The organism is Neptuniibacter sp. 2_MG-2023 (assembly GCF_030547495.1).
Classification (GTDB): Bacteria; Pseudomonadota; Gammaproteobacteria; order Pseudomonadales; family Balneatricaceae; genus Neptuniibacter.
In genome coordinates, this window is the sequence record NZ_JAUOQC010000008.1 from 73,610 (window position 1) to 95,870 (window position 22,261).

Annotated in this window: 23 protein-coding genes and 1 pseudogene; 11 read left to right on the top strand and 13 right to left on the bottom strand. The window is 39.9% G+C overall.

Going from position 1 to position 22,261, the window contains the following annotated elements; all coding sequences use genetic code 11:
• Positions 1-237 precede the first annotated feature (237 nt).
• Positions 238-720: a hypothetical protein gene (locus Q4486_RS09520; RefSeq protein WP_303519203.1), complete on the top strand. Its 483-nt coding sequence runs from the start codon at positions 238-240 to the stop codon at positions 718-720.
• Between the two features lie 70 nt (positions 721-790).
• Here the strand turns inward: Q4486_RS09520 and gap are convergent, their stop codons facing one another.
• Entirely contained in the window at positions 791-1,804 is a 1,014-nt protein-coding gene (gene gap / locus Q4486_RS09525) for a type I glyceraldehyde-3-phosphate dehydrogenase (RefSeq protein WP_303519204.1), read from the bottom strand.
• A gap of 137 nt (positions 1,805-1,941) precedes the next feature.
• Here gap and Q4486_RS09530 point away from each other — a divergent pair, with 137 nt between their 5' ends.
• From Q4486_RS09530 to Q4486_RS09550, 5 genes are all read left to right on the top strand, one after another.
• On the top strand, positions 1,942-2,643 hold the full coding sequence (locus Q4486_RS09530) for a DNA-binding protein (RefSeq protein ID WP_303519206.1): 702 nt from the start codon (positions 1,942-1,944) through the stop codon (positions 2,641-2,643).
• Between the two features lie 90 nt (positions 2,644-2,733).
• Positions 2,734-3,183, top strand: coding sequence for a response regulator (locus Q4486_RS09535; RefSeq protein WP_303417974.1), 450 nt, complete (start codon positions 2,734-2,736; stop codon positions 3,181-3,183).
• A gap of 105 nt (positions 3,184-3,288) precedes the next feature.
• Positions 3,289-3,963, top strand: coding sequence for a response regulator transcription factor (locus Q4486_RS09540; protein ID WP_303417976.1), 675 nt, complete (start codon positions 3,289-3,291; stop codon positions 3,961-3,963).
• 30 nt (positions 3,964-3,993) lie between these two features.
• Entirely contained in the window at positions 3,994-4,275 is a 282-nt protein-coding gene (locus Q4486_RS09545; RefSeq protein ID WP_303417977.1) for a hypothetical protein, read from the top strand.
• An 863-nt stretch (positions 4,276-5,138) separates the two neighbouring features.
• Positions 5,139-6,365, top strand: coding sequence for a site-specific integrase (locus tag Q4486_RS09550; protein ID WP_303519208.1), 1,227 nt, complete (start codon positions 5,139-5,141; stop codon positions 6,363-6,365).
• Positions 6,366-6,662: 297 nt separating this feature from the next.
• Here the strand turns inward: Q4486_RS09550 and Q4486_RS09555 are convergent, their stop codons facing one another.
• Together Q4486_RS09555 and Q4486_RS09560 are read right to left on the bottom strand one after the other, a co-directional pair.
• Positions 6,663-6,791, bottom strand: coding sequence for a hypothetical protein (locus Q4486_RS09555; RefSeq protein WP_303519210.1), 129 nt, complete (start codon positions 6,789-6,791; stop codon positions 6,663-6,665).
• 131 nt (positions 6,792-6,922) lie between these two features.
• Positions 6,923-7,657 (bottom strand): site-specific integrase, encoded by a 735-nt coding sequence (locus tag Q4486_RS09560; RefSeq protein WP_303519211.1) that lies wholly within the window; start codon positions 7,655-7,657, stop codon positions 6,923-6,925.
• 189 nt (positions 7,658-7,846) lie between these two features.
• On the opposite strand from Q4486_RS09560, the gene Q4486_RS09565 reads away from it, so the two are divergent.
• The 5 genes from Q4486_RS09565 (at position 7,847) to Q4486_RS09585 (ending at position 12,725) form a co-directional block, all read left to right on the top strand.
• Positions 7,847-8,551: a TnsA endonuclease N-terminal domain-containing protein gene (locus Q4486_RS09565; RefSeq protein WP_303519212.1), complete on the top strand. Its 705-nt coding sequence runs from the start codon at positions 7,847-7,849 to the stop codon at positions 8,549-8,551.
• 14 nt (positions 8,552-8,565) lie between these two features.
• The gene (locus tag Q4486_RS09570; RefSeq protein WP_303519213.1) at positions 8,566-10,410 is read left to right on the top strand and encodes a hypothetical protein; all 1,845 of its coding nucleotides are present in this window, start codon (positions 8,566-8,568) and stop codon (positions 10,408-10,410) included.
• The gene (locus tag Q4486_RS09575; RefSeq protein ID WP_303519214.1) at positions 10,407-10,751 is read left to right on the top strand and encodes a hypothetical protein; all 345 of its coding nucleotides are present in this window, start codon (positions 10,407-10,409) and stop codon (positions 10,749-10,751) included. Before Q4486_RS09570 ends, Q4486_RS09575 begins: the two co-directional genes overlap by 4 nt.
• Positions 10,736-11,356: a hypothetical protein gene (locus tag Q4486_RS09580; RefSeq protein ID WP_303519215.1), complete on the top strand. Its 621-nt coding sequence runs from the start codon at positions 10,736-10,738 to the stop codon at positions 11,354-11,356. Before Q4486_RS09575 ends, Q4486_RS09580 begins: the two co-directional genes overlap by 16 nt.
• Before the next feature lie 472 nt (positions 11,357-11,828).
• Entirely contained in the window at positions 11,829-12,725 is an 897-nt protein-coding gene (locus Q4486_RS09585) for a hypothetical protein (protein WP_303519217.1), read from the top strand.
• Between the two features lie 128 nt (positions 12,726-12,853).
• Here Q4486_RS09585 and Q4486_RS09590 read toward each other — a convergent pair whose 3' ends face one another.
• From Q4486_RS09590 to Q4486_RS09635, 10 genes and pseudogenes are all read right to left on the bottom strand, one after another.
• Complete coding sequence (locus Q4486_RS09590; RefSeq protein WP_303519219.1) at positions 12,854-13,528, bottom strand: nucleotidyl transferase AbiEii/AbiGii toxin family protein; 675 nt, start codon at positions 13,526-13,528, stop codon at positions 12,854-12,856.
• Positions 13,518-14,336 carry a MarR family winged helix-turn-helix transcriptional regulator gene (locus tag Q4486_RS09595; protein WP_303519220.1) on the bottom strand — a complete coding sequence of 273 codons (819 nt, stop codon included), beginning with the start codon at positions 14,334-14,336 and terminating at the stop codon, positions 13,518-13,520. The genes Q4486_RS09590 and Q4486_RS09595 overlap by 11 nt, the downstream gene beginning before the upstream one ends.
• A gap of 445 nt (positions 14,337-14,781) precedes the next feature.
• The gene (locus Q4486_RS09600; RefSeq protein WP_303519278.1) at positions 14,782-15,279 is read right to left on the bottom strand and encodes a winged helix-turn-helix domain-containing protein; all 498 of its coding nucleotides are present in this window, start codon (positions 15,277-15,279) and stop codon (positions 14,782-14,784) included.
• A 194-nt stretch (positions 15,280-15,473) separates the two neighbouring features.
• Positions 15,474-15,614, bottom strand: coding sequence for a hypothetical protein (locus Q4486_RS09605; protein WP_303519221.1), 141 nt, complete (start codon positions 15,612-15,614; stop codon positions 15,474-15,476).
• Between the two features lie 122 nt (positions 15,615-15,736).
• Positions 15,737-16,513 (bottom strand): hypothetical protein, encoded by a 777-nt coding sequence (locus Q4486_RS09610; protein ID WP_303519223.1) that lies wholly within the window; start codon positions 16,511-16,513, stop codon positions 15,737-15,739.
• Positions 16,514-16,590: 77 nt separating this feature from the next.
• On the bottom strand, positions 16,591-17,802 hold the full coding sequence (gene dgt, locus Q4486_RS09615) for a dGTP triphosphohydrolase (protein ID WP_303519224.1): 1,212 nt from the start codon (positions 17,800-17,802) through the stop codon (positions 16,591-16,593).
• Between the two features lie 35 nt (positions 17,803-17,837).
• Complete coding sequence (locus Q4486_RS09620; RefSeq protein ID WP_303519279.1) at positions 17,838-18,626, bottom strand: SIR2 family protein; 789 nt, start codon at positions 18,624-18,626, stop codon at positions 17,838-17,840.
• A complete protein-coding gene (locus Q4486_RS09625) occupies positions 18,626-19,180 on the bottom strand; it encodes a non-canonical purine NTP pyrophosphatase (protein ID WP_303519225.1) in 555 nt (184 codons plus the stop codon). The genes Q4486_RS09620 and Q4486_RS09625 overlap by 1 nt, the downstream gene beginning before the upstream one ends.
• 700 nt (positions 19,181-19,880) lie before the next feature.
• Positions 19,881-20,227 (bottom strand): annotated as a pseudogene (locus Q4486_RS15765) (M48 family metallopeptidase).
• A gap of 137 nt (positions 20,228-20,364) precedes the next feature.
• Complete coding sequence (locus Q4486_RS09635; RefSeq protein WP_303519226.1) at positions 20,365-21,888, bottom strand: hypothetical protein; 1,524 nt, start codon at positions 21,886-21,888, stop codon at positions 20,365-20,367.
• Positions 21,889-22,261 lie beyond the last annotated feature (373 nt).

A 22,261-nucleotide genomic window follows, 5' to 3' on the forward strand; every position in this document is an offset into this window, starting at 1 on the left:
TCTCTGTGCATCTTGGGGTGATGTGTCGTTATTGGGATTATGTCTTAATGTATCTATGCTCTTGTACCTCAGTACAATAATGCTATTTAAGCTAGCAAGTTATAATCCTAGCAATTATATATAGGTTTGATTTGAAAATTCATTAGGGCTCTGCAGCAGCTGGCTGAGCCGTTATGTGCTGCTATAATGGAATGAGTGGTTATCGCCTAGCGTGTTAAGGGCCTAAGGGAGAATGGCATGGGTGGTTTATCTAAAGGGGTATTAATTTTATTGGCCGTTGGTGTTGTCGGTGGCCAAATTTTTAGTGCGCTTGATACTCGACCATCAACTAAAATTGCGTCTAATGAATCAGCATCAAGTGAAACTGCCTTTCTAGAGTCTATGGATAATGGCGTGGATCCAACCGATATTCTTGAGCCTACTGCGGCAGGAAAAACGCTAAACTCAGCATGTGAAGCTGGTTATATTGTGGGTGACTTAAATGATAATCGCTTCTCAGAAATCAGCTATGCCTCAATTGATAGGGAAGGTATTACCTATATACAGGTTTCAAGATACAGTCCGTCCTATTTAATTCAAGAGCAAGATCAAATTGTTACAGCCACTGAAGTTGATGAAATACCAGATAGTATAAGACGTCAGTTGCAGCGAGATATTATCGAGCCGGATAGATGTAACAATTTGGACCTCTACCTTTCTAAAATAAAAACTGCAGAATAGTTGCTCAGGCCGTAGGAGCATTGCTTTTCGTTAACGACCTGTGAGTTTAGTTCTATCTGTTTTTCTAGTCTTAAAAGCCTCCAATTTTGGCTATCTCTTTTGCTGTGTCCAGCATGCGATTTGAAAACCCCCATTCGTTATCGTACCAAGCGAAGACCTTAGCTTGCTCCTGGGTACAGATGGTTTGGGTGGAGTCAAAGATGCAAGAGGCTTGTTGGTGATTAAAATCAACAGATACTAATGGCTTGTCGTTGTAGGTGATCACGCTATTATTTGAGCCTTTAGAGGCCTCTTTCATAATGTTATTGATAGTCTCTGCGGTTGTTGGTGTGCTGGGTGTAAAGGTTAAATCAACAAGTGATACATTGGCTGTTGGAACGCGTACGGCCATGCCAGCAAGCTTTCCTGCAAGCTCGGGGAGGACAATTCCTACTGCATCTGCTGCGCCTGTTTTTGTTGGAATCATCGATGTTGCCGCGGCACGCGCTCTATATAAGTCACCACTAAATGCGTCTGTTAGGTGTTGATCGTTAGTGTAAGCATGAATGGTTGTCATGAGGCCTGAGCTGATACCTATAGTGTTATTGAGTGCTTGAGCCATAGGTGCCAAGCAGTTAGTGGTACATGAGGCGTTAGAGATTACTAAATGGTTTTTAGTTAGGGTGCTGTGATTTACGCCATAAACGATTGTTGCATCAGCATTTTTGGTAGGGGCGGATACTAGTACGCGTTTAGCACCACTCTTTATGTGCTCCATTGCTGCGTCTTTATTTGTAAAAAGCCCTGTGCACTCAAATACTATGTCTATCTCTAGGCGCTTCCAGGGAAGGGCGCTTATGGATTTTTCTTTAAGGATTTCTATCTGATCTCCGTTTATTTCTAAACAATGATCTTCGGCTGTGACGTTATACATAAAACGTCCGTGCACGCTATCGTATTCAGTTAGGTGAGCATTTACTTTTGGATCGCATAAGTCGTTGATGGCGATAATTTGTATTTCGCCTTGTTGGTTGGATTCGTAAATTGCACGAAGGATGTTTCTTCCAATACGGCCATAGCCATTGATTGCTATACGTATGCTCATATGAAAACTCCTTTATCGTCTTATTTTTCAGCCTAGTACAGAACGGCGGTTGGCGCTAAAAGATATTTATTAAAGCTGGTGAGGGTGGTGAAGTTAGCTATAATATGTATCAAATAGTACATATTGGATATTAAAAGATGGCAAGAAAGAGCGATACACAGGAGTTTGCTAAAAAGACTGCGGACATTCTTCTACAGGAAGGCATTCGCCCGACGCAGCAAAATGTAAGGGAGCGGATGGGTTGCGGCTCTATTACAACCATCAATAAAGCGTTAAATGCTTGGTGGCAGGAGCTAGGTGAGCGATTAAAGGTAAATACGAGCCATCCTATGCTGCCGGACCCTGTGGCGGAAAGTGCGAGCAAGCTATGGCTTCAGGCGCTTGCTTATGCTGAGAAGGAGCTGGAGGCGCGCCGCGATAATCTTGAGCGCGAATATAGACAAAAAATCAATCAAGCCACAAATTCGTCGAAAGCGGATAACAGCGAATTAAAAGAGCTTCGCTCTCAGTGCCTTAGATTGCTTCAGGAAAATGAAAAATGCTCTGATCAAAAGCTCGTACTTCAAGGGAGGTTGTTTGAGCAAGAGAATACACTTATTGCGCTTCAAGCAAAAAATGAAACCCTAGAGCGAGAGTTAAAACAGAAGCAAATTATGAGTAAAGGTACGCAAGATATTGATGAGTATATTGAAATTCAGGTTAGCAATCGGACTCTCAAAGAGGAAAATAAGCGCCTAAGCAAGCAGATTGAATTGCTGATTAATGACAAATCATCTCTTCAAATGGAAAATATGCAGTTAAATGCAGAGGTTAGCGCGCTGAAGCAGGGGATAAGCTAGTGCAAAACCCAGAGGAATGTTAATCTATATGCTTGTATTTGATCTACATAACTTAACCTCTATTCTGGCTTTCTTAGGTATCTAATTAATATGGATATAGTTTTAAATCTTGAAGCTGAAGATGTAGTGATATTGGATGCGCTGCATGAATGCGGTTCTGAGGATGCTGTCTGTTGCCAGGATGTGGGGACTTTTGAGCGCTCAAAGAAACTACTAATCAAAGAGAAGCTCAAGAATGTTACCGTTCAGCTGCTGGATGAGGGCGGTTACGCGATAAGACAGGTAACCAGCAAGCCTAAGAACAAAGCGCTGAGCTCAGGTTTGCTTAATAGTCGGCAGATTACCGTCATTAAGGCCTTGGAAAAGGTTTTGAAGCATTGTAAAAATGAAGGTATACAGCTTATCGGGTATAGCGATGAGTTAGTTGCTTTGCCCGCAAGTGTTTCAGATGAAGAGATTTCAAGTGCTGGCGCGTTAGATATCAATTGTCATGATGTCTACAAAGGGGCGGATGCAATCCTGCCTGATGAGGATGTGTAATCTTGTAAGAATTGGCTTGATGTTTATTATCTAATTTGTTGTTTTTAAATAAGTACTTTTGGAAAACAGCAAGAGCATATAATGAAGTAAATTACAGGAAAATAGATGACTGATCCAATTAAGATTCTCCTTGTTGATGACCATCCTTTGGTAAGGGCGGGATTTCAACGTTTGCTAATATCTGATGATAGCATTGAGATAGTTGGTGAAGCGGATAACGGCCAGTCTGCATGTGATATGTATGCCACTCACGCGCCTGATGTTGTTGTTATGGACTTAAATATGCCTAACGATTCGTCTACTAGCGATGAGGCTTGCCATAATCTAAATGGTGGATTGGAAGCAATTCGCAGAATAATATCCCATGATGCTAAAGCTAAAGTGCTTGTGTTAACTGCAATGGAGATCGATCCGTTTCCTGCGCATGTAGTTAATGCGGGCGCTAAAGGGTTCCTTACTAAGCGCTGCGCTCCTGATGAGCTACTAGCTGCCGTTAAAGCAATTCATAATGGTGAAGAGTATATTACTGAAGAGATGCGCACCCGAATCAATGGTGATGGCTCCACTGAAGCAGCGTCCATTGGTAACCTGACTAAGCGCGAGCTTCAGATTTTTGCTTTGCTTGCAGAGGGAAGGACGGTTTCACAGGTTGCTGAAGAGATATTCCTAAGCCCTAAAACTATACATGCGCATCGTACTAATATTTTTAGAAAACTATCCATTAGTAATAACTCTGAACTCGTTCACCTCGCAATTCGTCACGGTATCGTCCAAGCTTAAAAATATAACTACTCATAAGGTGGGTGCACCATGAGCGTTTTAGATTTTACTGAGCTGCATATGGAAACTGAGTTTCTATGGAATGAGATATCTATCGGAGATAGCGTTATGTTAGACGCCGATCTATATGAATCCAATACGTTTAAATTACATAAATACCAAGCTTATGAGGTTGTCGCCAAGCTTCGTGCGGTAGCGCCAGAACCCTCAATGCTCATTGTTGAATCAGATATAACTGGCGAATTTATAAATCTTCACCCAGCATTACTGTGCAGCTATCAAGCACCAGATACACCAGTATCTCACGCCTAAAGCGAGCTTAAATTACCACGCATAGCCGCGAAATTGAGCGAGTTAATAGCTCAATAATCAGCGCTAAAAAACAAATCAATCCAAATAATAGTAAGCATTAGCTAATCTGTAGCCCCCTATATAGCCATAATAATATATTCGCATAATATATATTATGTTAAATAGGGTAATTATCTAGGTATAGGTCGCTTTCCCTTTTGGACGTTTACACATAACGCTAAACTTTTTTACACAAAGCGCTAAAGTTTTACACAAAGGTATAAATTCGGTAACCGTAAAATTAAGCTATAAGTGCCTATGACACTAACAAGGTGATCATATTACCTAATGAGAAGTTTTGAGGCGCATTGTACAAATGTGTGCTCTCTCGCACGGACAGTGCTAAAGAAATAGATTTGTGGGTAGTAATCACGGTTAACAACATTCACTGTACGTGTGTAATATCTACGGGATGTTAATGGTTTTTCTGATTAGAAGTTTTACGAGCCCTGATGAATTGTATTGAAGCTTATCCTCTATATAGATATTGATAACTTAATTTTAGAAAAAACTTAGTTTGTATTTTTCTATTAGCTCAATATGCAGTTTTTCAAAAGTAAATACGGAGTCAGGTCTGTATGATTTCGGATCACGGTATAGCTTAGAGCAAACATGTTTAGTCGTTAACGGCTTTGGGATGTTTTCAGTGCAAATAGATAGATCATACATTTATCTCCAGGGCTCATAAGTATGGTGTGCATCGGTTTTATTTTCTTGCAGCACGGCATACAATTAATTACCAGTAGTAGACACTACTGGTAATTAGAATCTTGGAAATTTATAATTGCTTTAAATTCTTATAATTTGTCAAAGGCCTGTTATCTGTGTCGAATAATCCCTTCCCTGGCTTGCCCCTTTACGATTCCGCTAAATTCTTTAATCAGATTTCCAGAAGCGCAGTATTCCCTGATCAATCACCTACAGTAGAGGAATTTGTTCTGGGCCTTAATATTAAAGGTGCAGTTGATGATTACCGTTATACAAAGGATTTTTTGACTAGCTACAGCAAGAAAAGTCAGGATACCTACGACAAGTTTCGAGGTGATGCTGAAAGGCTGCTACTGTGGTCATGGCTGATTAAACGTAAATCAGTTGTAGAATTACGCAGACGTGATCTTGAGGAATATACGGATTTTGTTGCCAAACCTGATTCTAGTTGGCAAGCAGATAATACTGAAAGACGATTTCTCACTGTTAATGGTAAGCGAGAAGCTAATGATCGCTGGCGTCCTTTCCGTTTAACCGGTGCAGGAAAAGGCCGTTTAAACACTAAATCGTGGCAGGGTTTATTTTCCAACCTCAGTGTCTATTTCAACTACTTGATGGCAGAAGATTACGCGTCAGGGAATCATATCCCTATTGTTAAGAAAAATTGCCCCTACTTACGTCATGAAACCGGCATTAAGACTGCTAAGCGCCTTTCTGAATTACAGTGGGAATATCTGCTTAACACCGCCATAGCAATGGCAGACGCAGATTCAAAGCATGAACGAACGCTTTTTGTTATTGCTACTTTAAAGTCTCTCAAGCTTCGTATTTCTGAACTGTCTGAGCGCCCTAATTGGTTACCGATAATGGCTCATTACCATCGAGATCATGAAGGAAATTGGTGGTATCGCACCTATGGCAAAGGCTCTAAAGAACGGGATGTATCTATTTCTAACGAATACTTACAGTTTCTAAAACGCTACCGTGAATACCGAGGCTTGCCTCCCCTACCCTCTAAAGACTCTATAGAACCCGTTATTGAATCAAGAGTACGTAATCGAGGTATTGGTAGCAGGCAGATTCGAAACATCGTTGAACAAGCCTTCACCGAGAGCTGTGACTCTTTGTTAAAGGATGGTTTTGAAGTAGAAGCATTAGAGCTTCGTGCTGCTACGACCCATTGGTTGAGGCATACAGGAGCATCAATGGAAGTTGCAGCAGGTAGGGAGCTATCTCATGTGCAGGCAGACCTTGGCCACGGCAGTATCAGAACCACTGATGAATTGTATGTCGATTCAGATAATATGGAGCGAGCATCAAGCGCGAAGAATCAAATAATATAATTTGTTTGATATGCGCTTGAGGTTTAAGTTGCATCAAATTGATTTTCATCTTTGATGGAAGCACCATCCTGCTTACTCAGGTAAGAATTGAGTAGCCTTTTTATCCAATAATTTATTGGTTATCTAACTAATGACCCCTTGATCCTGGGGTTTGACTTAGAGGTTGCAGTATCTTGTGTTTCATTGCATAACCGTACGCTTTAGTTCTACATATCCACAATTCGCTGAATGCTCTGCTTCCATGACGATTTAAAGGCGTCATCACCAGCAAACAACTTGTATAGCTCTAGCTCATCTTTACGGCGCTATTGAAGCCATCTGGCCGTAGGTTTTTACAAACTGCTTGGCTTTGATTTTGAAGTCAATTTTGGCTTCATTTTCTAGCTCCAAATTTATTGCAGCCCTGCAGATTTGCTTTTTATCCATGAGGTTGCTCTCCATTATTTGAATAATTACGTTAGGGTAAATAAAAAAATGAACAATTATCCAATAAAAGTTTTTAACTGTAGATAGTTTTTAAACTAACCTCCCATATTATCTGAATCGACGCGTTAGTCTTAATGAAAGTCGATTCCTTCCAGAAAATGCCTACTATCGCTGTTCAAGACATTAGTATAGATTTCAGTACTCTCTATCGATTTATGACCGAGGAGCTGGCTGATATATTTAAGAGGACGGCCATGCAACATTAAATGCACGGCAAAGGAGTGTCGGAATGTATTTGCGCTAATAGGAACAGGCATCTGCCCTATTCTATCTACCAGCGAGTTAATGTGGCGATTGACTGTTTGCCTACACATGGTAAACATACGTCGATTTTTTCGGCATGGGTGTTCAGCTAGGTAAGTGTTGAGGCGATCAATCAGTAGCGGCTCTTTGATCGGAATATAACGTCTAGGGTATCTTTTTTTTTGTGAATTAGTTGGTCTGCCCCCGCCTTGTTTCAGCGAATGAAGAATGACTCCAACATCATACCCATCATCTATAAAGTCGATCGGACGTAATGCAAGTACTTCGGAAACCCTTGCCCCTAAGGTCCACATCAAATCCATAATTAATCGATAGGTCGGATGGGCTTCTTGTTCAAGTAACGTGATGACTTCAGGGTGAAGTAAGTAGTTAGGCATATTTTCTACAGTCGCCAGTATGATAGGACGTTTCGTGATTAAGCTTCCCCAGTCAATATCAATGACTTGAATAGGAAACGTGTTACCGCGTGTTCGTGATGCTGTATAGAGCCTGTCTACAGGTGGTCGTGGAAATGCACAGTGGTTGCGAGGAAAATGTTCCATTTGTCTAAGCTCAATGGTTCAATTTAGAACAAGTATAGCTAAGAAAAATATCATTTATGGCCGTGGAACATGCGATTATCAGGAAAAAAATTCATGCACCAAATTACTGAATAATGGTGCAAGATCCGTCCTGTTATAATCACTATGTTGGACTAAGCTCGTAATACTACGAAATTTCGGAGGGTTACGATGCCCCATTCAATCACCATAAATGACCCCAAAACGCTCTCGCAGATTGGTAAGGTACGTACCGAATCTCTTATTCCTAACCAGCAACATACCAGCATAAAACTTCTTACATCCGCTGATTGTTATCAGCAGCGCTTTCTGAAATATCCTGGTATAGCCACTTTCCATAGCTTCGCTGAGTACCTTTATGCACTACAGTTGGAAATCGATCCAAATGTACGGTCATTTGTGCCTCAACCGTTTGTGTTACATATTAATAATAAGAGGTATATACCTGATTTTTATATACTTCGTAATGATAAGGAGTATGTATTTGAACTCAAACCACAAGGATTAATGGACGAGGAAAAACAGCGTGTTGCTGCCGCTTATTTTGATTACCATAATATGATATTTAAGGTGATTTCGAATGAAGAGGTTCTTGCGCATGAACATAAAGCGTTAAATTGGCTACCCATTATTCAGGTACTTGTATGCGCAAATGAATATGGCCTAGATACTGAGGCATTGGAGTTTAAAACTTGGCAGAAATGCGTTAGTTATTCGGATGATCCGGTGATTGGTGATATTTTACTTCCAGGCCACAAAGAGGCAGAGGGATTCCAGGAAATAGCTCTTTACCGTTTAATCTATCGGCACCGCCTCGTCATCGATTTATCAAAGCAACCTATCTCCTATGATACGGTACTCAAACGTTGCGCATAACTTGGCGGCAGCGATTGCAACAAGAGCCACAATGGCAAGATATAGAGAACTGGCCAACAGTGGATATCTTTGTCGGTATGACTCAAAAGAAGCGTAAGCTTTTTAACCGAAATTGGTCATTGCTTTCACGGGCCTTGCAAGGTGAGCCACTACACCAATTAGCATGTGAATACGGGCTTAGCTCAAGCCGAGTAACGCAAATACTTCAACGCGCACTCGGGGGGGATGAAGATACTCCGCCATTGCTGTCTAGAGGGCTTATACCAGGCAATAGATTACAACCTATGAAACGCTTTACTCCTTTGAGTACCCATCAAAAAAAGCATGGGGCACGAGGTTCATTTTCTCACCTGTTGGAAGCTTTACCTAATCTTAAGGTTTATCTCGATAAGCTTATTAAGGGGTATGTACGGCGTTTACGGCGTGGACAAAACCTAACACCGCGTGTCTTCCATCAAGCTTTCATTCGCTATCTCAAAAATCAAAAATGGCCACAGGACACTTACCCTTTTACAGAGGCTTCTTTAGGCTACCAATCATTACGCCGCTATTTGAATAAACAGGTAATCATGCTCACGCTTCCAAAAACATCTGCACGGGTCATATTACCAACCCAGTCAAGTATGCGTATCGGCCAAGAAATTCAAATTGATGAACACCTTGTTCATGTACACGGGCAGGTCGGAATTATCTTCAATGATGTGATAGAACCATTACGCCTTTCCCGTATTTCATTGCTATTAGCTCGAGACGTGGGTTCAAACTGTCATTTAGGCTTTACGCTCGCTTTAACGGGATCCCCAAACCAAGATGATATCTTGTCGCTATTAGAAAAAATCCATAGTCCCTGGAAGCCAAGAGAACTCAAAACACCAGGGTTGAGCTATTTGCCCAATGCTGGCTTCCCTACAGGGGACGATGGCGCATCAAGTCGCGTGACACTCGGTATTGTACGCCTAGATAATGCATTAATTCATAAAGCCAACACTGTTCGATCATTACTCCTCCAATATTGTGGTGCGACAATCAATTTTGGTTTAGTCAGGACTCCTAAAGCGCGGAACATCATTGAACAGGCTTTTAAACAACTAAATGAAGGGCTACACCGTTTCCCATCAACTAGCGGAAGCCATTCTCAAGATTCCAAAGCAGAACCTAGAAAGCATAAAGCGAAAGCACCTATTATCCCACTGTCGACTTTAGAAGAAGTTATTGATGTTTTATTAGCTAATGAGAATGCAAGCAGCCAAGGTAACCTTGGTGGCTCTTCAGCACTAGAGGTCTGGAAGTATCAACTTAGTAATATGATGATTCCGTTGCGCCCCAAACTGTTTGGTAACACGTTCAAACCGTTTCATACACGTCAGGTTGTCACTGTTCGTAAACCAAAGCGAGAATGTAGAAGCCCTTTTATCAATTTTCAAGGGGCACGATATAACGGAAACAATCTCAACAATGTTGATTTGATTAATAAAGAAATTTTGATTGAATATGATCGTAGAGACATTCGTACTCTTGTCGCCTATACCCTTGATGGACAGCCTCTTGGGTTATTGGTAGCACCTAAGGCTTGGCAACGTTTTAGACACGGGCTTAAAACACGAAAAATAATCAATAAATTGATTAAGGGTGAACGAATAAAACGAGAGGACCCCCTCGGCGGCTATTTTGATTACCTTTTAGAACATAGATATATACCTGCAGAAGCACTTAAAATGATTAAGCTAACTCGCGAGTACGAGTTTAATAATCAGATGTATCCAATTGAAAAAGAACCCAGGAAAACAAAGGCGTTTTCCTCTCTCGACGGCATCCCTGAATGGAGTGCAGAGATGGTTAAAAATAGGAATACATTATGACGTCTAGCACTCAGCTTTATAATGCCAGCGAATTTTATATCCCAACACTCATGTCTCAAATGCTTCATGAGACAATACAGAATTGGTTATGGTGTGGATTTACAGGAGGGCTTGTACTAGGTGAATCACGAACGGGGAAAAGTAGAGCAATTCAAGAGCTATCCACCAGTATTCCTTCACGCATAGGGCAAGGAGTACCCATTCATCGCGTTATTTTTGGTGAAAGAGATAATAAAACCATACGTGAAGCGTGGATGAAAATCGCAAAATCGACCGGTATTAATCCAAAAACAGCAGGGTCACTGCAGAAGAATTATCAAGCCAAGTGGCATTCTGGCTAACAGAAGCCGCAATGCAAAACGACACCCATCAAGTCATTTTGATTTCGGATGAAGTGCAGTTCTTATCTATTATGCAGCTCAGTGTGTTTGCTGAATTGCATAATATGCTCAATGAAGAAAAAGTAAACTGCTTAATGATTTTTGTTGCCAATCAAGACACATTTAGCCCTATGGCGTCGGCATTGATGAGGCCAGAAAACAAATATATTCGGGAGCGTTTTTTTAATAATGTGCATCTTTTTTATGGAATAAAAAGCTCGCTAGAGTTGCAGAGTTGTTTAAAATTTTTAGATCAAGGGGATACCGAGCATGGGGGGTATCATAAGGATTCACTCACTGAGAGCTGTATCCCTGAGGCCTTCCGTAATGGGTTTAGATTACACCAGATGACAGACTTGATCTGGGAATTATACAACGAGCAGTTTAAAGGTTATGGTTCATCCCAATCGTGGGGTATGGAGTACTTTTCCCGTTTTATTAAGATTCTTCTACTCGACTATTTACCTCGCTATGATTGTCAATCTGAGGCGGCATTAAAAAGTATGGTAATTCACAGCTTAAATGCTTCAGGTATCAAATCTATGTTGAGTAGCGTTTATGGCTAATGTATCTCACTATGCATCAAGCATACATCAATGCCATTTGAGTGGTTATGCATGCTGGCGCCGCTTTTTACTTTCTAATCCAGTCCTTTCAATGTCCGAGGCTAAACATGTTTTCAGAGGACACAAACCGTATACAGCCGTTCCTAAAAAGATAAGCAAAAATTGTCCAATATGTGCATATTATTTTTTTCACTCGGAGCTCTATGAGCTTCCCTGGATACAGACGTGCCCACTTCACAACATACCACTATCAACACATTGTACGCATTGCAATCAACCATGGCCGAATAAGGAGGCACTACGTACTAGAAATTGTCGTGAATGTGGCTGTCGAGCTTCTTATGGTGATATTGCAGTCAGGAAGCTCTATGACGTCCCCTCGAACCTATCTAGGCTGCAGGCGATCAAAGCGCTAGTTGCAATACACGATAAAACTAAAGGCTCTATACTGAGTATCAATGCACCACCTTGGATGTCTCAATCACAAAATACAGTAGACCTTTATAATCCGCTGATGCCATCACTGTTTAGTGCATATCACAGGTCACTCCGTAGTCCTCTTCAGCTGTCGGGTGTAAAGATCGAGCCTGCTTATATTTTTAATGTAATAGAAACTGAATATATCCGCCTTCAAGATGTAACGTCCGTTAACAATACTGATTGTAAATTAGAAGCGTCTTTGATTGCCGATACCAGATATAAAATATTTAAATTCATTGAAGGTACATTAAAAGATGAATCATACTCAGAGGAGCCTTTTTTATTTGATATGACACGCTTATTTAATGGAAGCAATATTTACTTTTTAGCATACTGTATCTGGCAAGAATTAATGGCTAAGCGGAAAAATGGCTATCGCGACTGGTCTGAACTGGACTTTGGTTATCTTTATAGAGATACGCTATATAAAAATATCCCCCTAATACCCTCTATTAAGCCTTACGCAAATATTGAGGGCATTCAAACAGATGCCTTTGGGTGTATTGATACTTACCACACAATACTCGTTCCTCTGCCAGCGGTTGTCGTAAGTGTTTTGTATAAAATTGAATTATGGGGACTTTTCTTTAATATTTTATGTTTCCTTGACAGGTTAAAAATCGATTTAAAAGATGGTCAAGCCCCTGCTGAGAGCTTATTCGATTATCTAAGTAAACATCAAGCATTACCCGAGCAGAGTTGTATGATTGATGTTGCTATATTAAGAGGTCACAGGAACAGTGTTAATATTGTGATTCCACAAAATCAATCTTACAAATATAGACCTTTAGCAGATACGGGAGAACATTATGGTCCCTACTCTCTGCAACAAACCAAAAAAGCCGGACATGATGAATATTTCTTTGGTAAATACAAGTTTGCAAGATAGCTTAGACCAAAGGGATCTCTTACCTTAGCTACGCTCAGTTCTCGGCAGACAAATCCATGTCTTCAACATTCGGTGCTGTAATTGGGATAACATTATTGAGTAAGATATTTGGTTTAGGTTGCCCTGTCTCATAAATTCAGTGATTCACCTAATTCTTCTGCCAACTGGTTAAGTTCCAACACCAACTCTTCGAGATCTATTCCTTTGAGAGTACTATCTTCTAGGTGATCGGCTTTATAGCGTGATTCCAAGATATTGACATCACCAGCAAGTTCATTCAAACCCTTTATCTGTTGCTCATCAAAGCAATGACCGAACATGTTTGAAAGATAGCTTAGATCAAAGAGATCTCTTACCTTAGCCCGCTGCTTAGCTGCACTCAATTTTTGGTTGATAAGCTCTTCTTTGATATAGACTTGTACCCCATTAATATTAGTAACTAGATTCGATGGAATGCGCTCTTTCCTATAGGAGACTTCGAACTTAAGGGGTAGATTTCCTGCTGGCCCTTCGTAATAGATTTTCCACCGCCTAACAGAATCTGTCTTTTTAACATTATCAATTTTGTGGAGGAGGAATTTCGTTTCAGAAAAGGCTGCTTTAATTTTTTTTTCCGGATTTATGTAAGTAGTAGAATCGAAATCTAAATCCTCACTGTACCGATCTAACCCATAGCAAAGGAGCAGCGCAGTGCCTCCTTTCAGTACCATCGGTGTATCACTAAACTCTTGAGATATTCTTGCCATTATATCTACATGCTGAGCCTGAAGCGGCGTAAATGTATGCCCTATTTCATTCAACATGATTAAGTATCATCCACTCTTCAAGTCTTTGTTGTTTTACTGGATCAATAGAGTAGTAAATTTTTTTGATATATTGACCAAGCTTTTCTTTGTCCCTTTTTCTAGGGAACCAGTCATCCGCTTTGTACGATTCGAGAGTAAGACCTTTAGTCAGCTTGTCATATATCATATCGATCATTGCCCTGTAATGATTAGCCGCAAAAAGTTTATCGTTTACTGACAAACCAGCTTTCCGTAGGACTTCTGAAACCTCTTTTATTCCATCTAGCCCAAGGAACTCATAAGTATCTGAATAATCGTCACCTGCAATAAAAAACGGCCCAAGTGTACTACGGGAACCCCCTTCGAAAGTTTCAATAAAATGCCAATCACCTGTTCCTTCATTTGATGGAATGTTAAGAGCAGACATGCCTGTTAAATAATGGCGGGGGCTTGTCTTCGGTAGGAAGTTATCGATGCTCAGTGAAGGGGGATTATCATTCTCAAAAAACGAACACTGTTCATCAGCAAGAATCTTCTGAATCCGCTTGCGGCCTTTCACTGAGAGCCGCAATTGTTTGTTTTTGCCATCTTCAGAGTCTTTACGTGTGGTGATCCAGTCATTCTGTGAAAGTTTTGTAAGGGAACGACTGAAACTATTACTTGCTTGGCTATTATTATGATACAGATCGCTGAGTGCACACAGGGGCACCCATTTCCCTGTTTTATGTTTGAACAGGGAACAAAGAATGATGAGCTCGGGCAACTTCAATTTGGATATGTCTGAAGAGCGGCTTAACTTTAATAAGTTAATAATGTTATCAGGCACTGTATATCCAGTTAGTTAATTTCGATAACAAAATTATATAATAAATAATAAAAAGGTATTTAGTTATATGGTGATATTCCATTCCTAACAAGACGGTCAATTTATGCATATCGGTTACTAACCTGCTACCAAATTGGGGGTATAAATCTCGATAAGGCTAATGTTTCTTCTAAAAACTTTAGCATTATGTGTACAGGCCGTTTCAGGCCACTACCTATAATCAATGACTTATAAATCCTTTTTTTTAGCGTTATGTGTCAGCGTCCATTTGTCGGTTGTTGTTTTCAGATTCAAATGACTCTTTGTCCAGTTTAGTGAATCTGTTATGCCTAAAGGTTGATACTGTTTGCAATCCAGTCCACATCCAAACTGAATTTAGAAAAGTTTGTACTTGTGAAAATGTTCATAGGCCCCGGCCCCGCCATTTGTGGATTTGATTGCAGTACTAAAGCGTCAGTACAAAAACCACCGTCGAATCTTTTCCGCATTTAGGCTTATTCAGGGTTAAATTAGATCGTGCGGCAAGTCCTTCAAACTCTAATGGCGTTTTACTGAGTACGGTATCGATGATCTGATCATATGTAGACTGACGGATGCTCTCATGCGCTGCATTCAGCAACTCTTGCGGTGTTTGATTGCTTGTAGGCAGCAGTTCAGGTCTGTCGTCCTCAACTCCCTGCTCCGCTTTCTGCTCAGCCGCTCTCAGTGCCATTTGATCTTTTACAAACTGCTGAATCTCCTCAGAACTTTTATTCAGAAACCGTTGAGCCTTATCGGTATTTTTGTAGACGCCTCTGCGTGGTCTTTCTGCCAGTCCGCTATTGGTCAAATAACTAAGCGCCCAACTGATTCTGTCCAAAAATACAGTGCCATTACCTGAGTCATATTCCTGAGCTACTTCCTCGTCAGACAGTTCAAACTCTCGAGCTCCAGGCTTCTGAATTTTTGCTCTCCATGATTATCAAGGTAACGCATAATGTCGTTGTATTTAGGGATAGACATAACTTGTCTGTAAGTTTTATTTGCATGAAATAGCATTTAAAAGTACTTGTAACATATTGATATGAAATGAAATACAAAGCCCTGCATATGTATTAATATCAACAAGGCTATAAATAATTAAATATCTTTAATGCTCTATTTTCCAACCGCTAAAGCCTCAATTCCTTTAATTCGATTTCTCAGGTCCATCACCACACCATCATCAAACAGACCAAATACACCTTCAAAATGAATATCTGAGAACGGCAGTTTGGCCAACATCGCTGGGCTCATCATTCGTATTTAACTCAACATCTTTTAAATTCAGTGCTAATGTGCGTCTATCAATTTAGAACTTTGATGGCAGATCAAATATTAGCTGAACTAATGACTGGGTTGGGTGAGGTCAATTTATCAAGCTATTGTTTACAAGATGGGATCGACGATGTGATTTTTTTATCGATCTGACGTATGAAGTTATAAATTGCTACGTATGCATTGGAGACAAGCTCGTAGTTTACTTCGATAATTTCACCGCCAACGGTTTTACCATTCCTGTGTACTAAGTCGTGCCTAATTGAGCAGGCCTGTTTTATGTCGGTGATGTCTATTTCAAATTTCTGATTTATCATTCCCTCAAATATTTTCACTGACTTCCAAATGTTGTGATATAGAACATTCGAGAGAGAATTGATTACAGTGGATAAGACAAAATCTGGGTCTTTTAAAATTTCATGTAATGGGTATTTTTCAAAAGACAGGGCTTTGCTTATATCTTTGTCAGACACAAAATTGTTCAAACAAGTAGGATGTGTTCTTACGAGATGAACGGCAAGTTCATATAGATAGGCTTCTAGAATAGTTATTCCATATGAATACAGCATTTTGAACTGCCAAGGCTGCTCCTCTGAAGCTTGGAAAGATTCAAGTACCTTATAAGATTCATTCAAATCGTTAACGGTATTGTTGAAGAGAACAAGCGGTTCATTTTTTATAGACCATTGAGCTTCTGCAAAGTCTTCATCTGCAGCCCTACGGCGTTCATGGTCTTCGTAGAAATCGTTGGATAAAGCTTCCCATTTAGGATGGGATTCATCAGCCTCTTCATCATTCAAAATAGAACGAATATAGACTTCTTTTTCCTGCTCAATCTGTTCTTCCGCCAATTCCATATAGTACTGTTTGACTGAACCCATAAGCTTCCTTTATATCTCTCCCATCAGGCCATTGTCCTAACTATAAACTGGTTAAACAGGCTCCTAAGAGTGAATAGTTAACTTTTGAAATACAACTTCTCTAGGCTATTAATACCAAAATATTTTTCATATTCCTGGGCGGCATAGGAGTCCATCATTCCTGAAATATAGTCGGTAACTAGGCGCGTTTTACAGTCCTTCAATGATCTGAGTTCAGGAGGTAGAAGTATGTTGTTGTGGTTGTATTTTTCATCGCTATATACTTCGAATAGTCCTCTGATTATCTGCTCTCCTCGTCTTTCGTAGAGTTGTATATCTTTCTTTCTCAGAATTGCTTTGAATAGTAATTTTTTGAGCCCTTTTGCTAACTGAGAATGTTGCTTGTAACCAAGCTGGCCATCAACTAACCCTATATCTGAACAAAGCATATTTACAATTCTGGACGTCAGCTCTTTCTTCAGGACTATTGCGTATTCCTCAGAGGTCTGTGAACGCTCAGATTTCATTGCCTCTGCTTGTACATATCGTGCCAATTTCTGCATTTCGGGGAGAGCATCTTTAAACCTATCACTAATTTTAAATTCGTGGACTATTTCTCCTAAGCTGATCATCCCAAAACTCAACGCATCTTCAAGGTCATGTGCTGCATAAGCAATTTCATCAGCTAGATCCATGATTTCGGCATCAATGCTTTTCTTAATTGCAATATCTTGCTTTTGCTGTTCAGCAAACAAGAAATCATAATCATCGTCGTACAAAAATTTTTCATCATTTTGGCTTTTGTTAAAAAAGTATTTAGTAACAGCCATTAAAGTACGGATATTTAGATTTAACCCATCGTATGCATGGTGTTTCTTTTCTAGGGTTCTAAGAATTCTAAATGCTTGGGCATTACCTTCATAGCCGCCGCAACCATGGCTCAGTTCATTAAGAACAACCTCGCCATAATGCCCAAAGGGAGGATTGCCAATATCATGCGCAAGGGAAGCCGTTTCAGTTACTACAGAGTCTTTTAGATCTAGATCCATAGCGATAGACCTAGCAATTTGTGCGACTTCAAGGCTGTGAGTTAGGCGATTTCTATTGAACTTGTTGGCATCAATGCCCAATAGCTGCATTTTTCCTTGTAGTCTGCGAAACGAAGATGAATATAATACCCTTGCATAGTCCCTCATCAGCTCTTGCCGACCTTCAGAGCGGCCATCATCCGATTGATAAACTCGATACTCTAATTTTTCGAGTTTTGCTTCTTGCTCCTTCGCATAGTCCTTTGTTTCGCTGTCGTACATATTGTGCTCCTTTATTCCTTGGAGGGAGATCAAAGTTATCTGAAAGAGCCCAGGAAATTGTTAAGTGCAACTTCAGGATGGTCCTCTGTAGAGGTAATCATAGTTATCCCCCACTGGTCTAAGATTGCTTCTTGAATTAGATTTGGGCGATTCGTAAACACATAGGATCTAGGTTGACCGCTTGCTATACCATTTGATCGCCATAATTTTGCAAGTTTGTAGAAAAGAAAACGTAAATTTACATCAGTAAGGCTATAACCGATAAATAGTACAGATTTACCCAATACATCTGACCGAAGTTTTATATCGAGAGGGGTTTCAAACTCAAGGCGTTCATAGTAACTAGACTCATCTAATACAATGGACTCGTCATTATCAAAGTCACCATGAAACTTAATTATCTGCGTGAGACCTTCCTTGATATTTGGAATGTCCGAAACAGCAGCAATCTTGGTATATTCCTGATCATACAGTTCGAATGACTTTTCGATCCAGCGGTCATAGTTAGTCGTATAAATGATTGGGAAATTTGAGGTGGCTATTAACCTATGAATGTTTGAGTCTTCTAGTTTGATAGACTTGTCATGCCAGTTGGTATCCATCCAGCTTCTAAGCGGACCGATGTTCCCCTTTTTTACTTTGTAGTACTCAGCTAAGGCAAGGTTATCACCAAAAGTGTTGAAAATTTCTGGTTCATATCCAAGCTCCTTTGCTATATGCGCAGTGAGTTCAGACCAAGAAGGTAGACCTAAGTTTTTAGATACACCTGCACCAACAAAAAGTATGACATTTCCATTTCTGTATGACTCGTGCAGATCATCCATCACAGAGCCTCCTCAAGCAGAAAATCCCTGAACCGATCAAATGCTATTTTCCTCATTGAAATATCATTTTTGATATCACCCAATTCAGCATACGTTTGATCATACCCTTTGGGAATGAAAACGCAGTCCCACTGAAAATCTCTATTACCTCTTGGCTCTGGTGCGATATTACCTTCTACTACACCTTCAAAAATGTGTAGTTTTTTTGAATCGCAATAAGCAATCACCGTCTTTGCCTTAAGGTCTGTGTTGTCTAGCTGGCCTAATAGCTTTGAAAAATTGTCGGCTTCCAACTTATCCCAAAAAACTTGTGTTAACCCACCTGGAAACCCTTTGAGGCTATCGATGTATAGACCCGTGTGCTCCACGAAAACAGGTCTACTTATTTGCTTAAAGGCTTTAAGGATTTTGTCACGGGCAATATCGTAGATATCCTCAGTTTGTATTTCGTGAATTTCCAAAGGGGTAGGAATGATTGAGACTCCAAGACCGCTAAGAATAGTCTCAACTTCTTGGGCTTTATGAGGATTTTTTGTAACGAAGCGAATATCCATTATCGATAGCAATCCATGAGTAATGCACTTTCATCCTATCCCTTCATTAAAATCACAAGCTTGAAATGATAGAGATAGGCTGCTAACTTATTTTAATATAATGTATACCATAATTAACTAATAATTAAGATATATCCATTTATTTGGCGAAAGTTTGGATTTTCCCAAAATGTGGTCTTAAGCTGGATTCGCAGTTAAAAGTGGTTTGTACTCTTCTCTCTACAGCTCCCTAAATTCCTCAAGCACCAGTTTGGAAAAAGCTTGGATTGCACATTATGTGTGAATTCCAATTTAAAATTGAACTAATTTATCGAAATTAGAAATAACTCTATTTCACTACAAGCCCTGCCAAAGCAAATCTTCTCGGCTGATCCATCCCTGTGACCAGAAACATGGTTTCTAATTTCGTATAAATTTACGTGCAGAGAGCGCTCAGAAATACTTTTTCACGGGTAAGGTATCGTTTTTTGTGCAAGCTAGTGTGGCTTCCGGCTTCACGGGTCTATTCCTCCAGCAAGGTGAAGCCGTTCATAAGTCATTTTAAATAAAGTAATATTTACGTCAAAGCCCGCTAGAATGAGTCTTGTAGGTAATATGAGTACTTGTCATTATTTTTAAATATCTGGTGCGGAGAGGTTTAAAGAATTTGCTTTTGTGGGTATAGCTCCATTTACAAGCACTCAGCAGCGCTGAATCTTGGTTAGATGTCTAAACGATGCGCTATATCTCTAAGCCGTTCTTTCTGTCGTTGGTAATCAGGCATGGCCTGCTCTAACTTTTTCCAGAAACGTTCAGAGTGATCATGGTGAACTAAGTGGCACAACTCATGCGCAACAACGTAATCACATACTGAACTGGGTGCCATGATAATTTTCCAATTAAAAACAATTCGCCACTTGGTGTGCAGCTTCCCCAGCGGGACTTGAAAGCCTGTAAGGATACAGAACTCGGCTTAACACCAATTGTAGTGCTCAGGCGATTAACCTTGTCATTCAGTCTTTCAGTGGCTTTGGTTTTATACCATCTAATCAGTGCGTTTCTAATGATATGAGGTTCTTCAGAGCCATTCGGTGTAAATACCCGTTAATGAGCTTAACGGGCTTATAAGGCCCTGTTACAACCTTTAATTTATAGTGCTTACCTAAGGTTGTTGAAGCGTTAGTTGTTCACTCATTAATATTTCTCTATTCCTTATCACTCGATAGCAGATCGAGCTGAGCATCAGTTATGTTAGATGCAGATATTTTGTTGTCTTGTTGAGCATCAATCAGAACAATTTCTTTACCTTCTTTAAGATCCAGCTCAGTCAGGATTTTTTTAACTCGCTGATATTCTTTAAAAGAAAAATACAGAATAACTTTAATAGCTTTATTGGTCTGATTGGCTTCTTTATATACTTCGACTTGGTGTTTTAGATTTTGCTTTAGTTTGGTATTAGAAGCCAGTTTAAACTCGACGAGGGTACTATCTTTGGCTCCTCGTGAAATTTTGAAATCGACTGGCCCTCTCCCATTATTAACTTCAGCGTCTGTGCTGGAAGGACTTGCATGCCACGTCAATTTAAATAACAACTGAAGATCAGATTCACGCTTAATAGGCTCATCGTTATTGTAGAAAAATCGATAACCATCGTTGCTTTCGATTACTTGCTTTAAAAACAGTACTTTCTGGTAGGCTTCTTCAAATGTGTCACTTGGATGGTTATAGAATTCACTTTCACCATTAATGGTAACTACAAGATCCTTGGCCTGAACTATGAATAGACGCTCAGTATCTGCCACCTTCATTTCACTTACCTTACTGGCCTGATCACCAGTATCTTCTTTAAGTTTAATGAAATAATCGATGTACTCGGGGTGTTTGAGTATGGTCTTTGTTACAGCTTCATTGAATTCTTTCTGGTCGGGATCATCAGGCAACATACGCGACAGGTATTCACTAAGCTGTGCCCTAAGTTGAGAGTTTGGAATGCTATCTACAATATTGTTGAAGTTACCAAACATCTCGGCTTTATTAATCCAAGTGTCATCCTTAGTGAGGATGTCTTTTGGCGTAAGCAAAACATAATCACCATCAATTGAAGGTAGTATGTAAGATTTAGAAACCCATGTCCGAGTTTTATAGTTGAAGCAAACCTTTTGAACAATAAATTCTTCGAGCAAGCTATCGTCAATATACTGATCAGCAAACTTCTGTGTGTAATCAAGTAGAAATTCTTTAATGAGGTTTGTAGTGAAATCACTAATGCTATCACGGCCAACGCCTCCTCTTATGAGACAAAGTTTCTCTAGATGACTGCCTTGTGTTACTTGTTCTTGCCCAAAGTCTGTGAATACTGCATGAAGGTTTTCATTCAGAGCTGTAGCGAATTTAGCGCCTAGGCCTGATCCACCGTTGCCTATACTGCTATAACCAAACCAATTTTGTTTAACTTCTGGAAAACAAAACCAACTTTTTAGTAGACCGGGATGAATACCAGGCTGACTAGACCTATCTCGGAGAAAACCGACATATTTGATGATCTGATCATGAAGTTCAATGTATTCAGGCTTTTCACTGTTAAAGAGAAGAAATGGATCAACGAACAAGGGTAAATCGTTAATGAGAGATACATCGAATGCTCCATATTCCTCAACAACCGCAGGTGCAACGTTGAAGAAGTCGGAGAAATACATTTGTAGATTTTCACTATTTCCTTGTGGTGCCACTTAGTTACAATCTCCTACCGATTCATGTCTATATTGTTCAGGGGCTTTTGGATGTTCGAAGGTTAGCTAAAACCATTATTCTCTAAAGTATTCCCACACTGATTGTATTTGAACAATACTCTCATCGAATAAAATGGCTACTGCCAAATTTGGTGGCTAGCTTCCAATTGATGTTTCTTATCGATTTAATTTTAGGTAGCCCAGCTTCTATGGCTTTTCTTACTTGATCTTTGTCCTTGTCTTGATGTTAAGTTAAAAATAACTTTCCGCTTACAACCTAATGATTTTTTAATGGAATATTATTGGCGACAATATGTTCCTGCATCACCGCGATTGAATGGCTTTTAATTGTGGTAAGTAATTGCTGTATTTC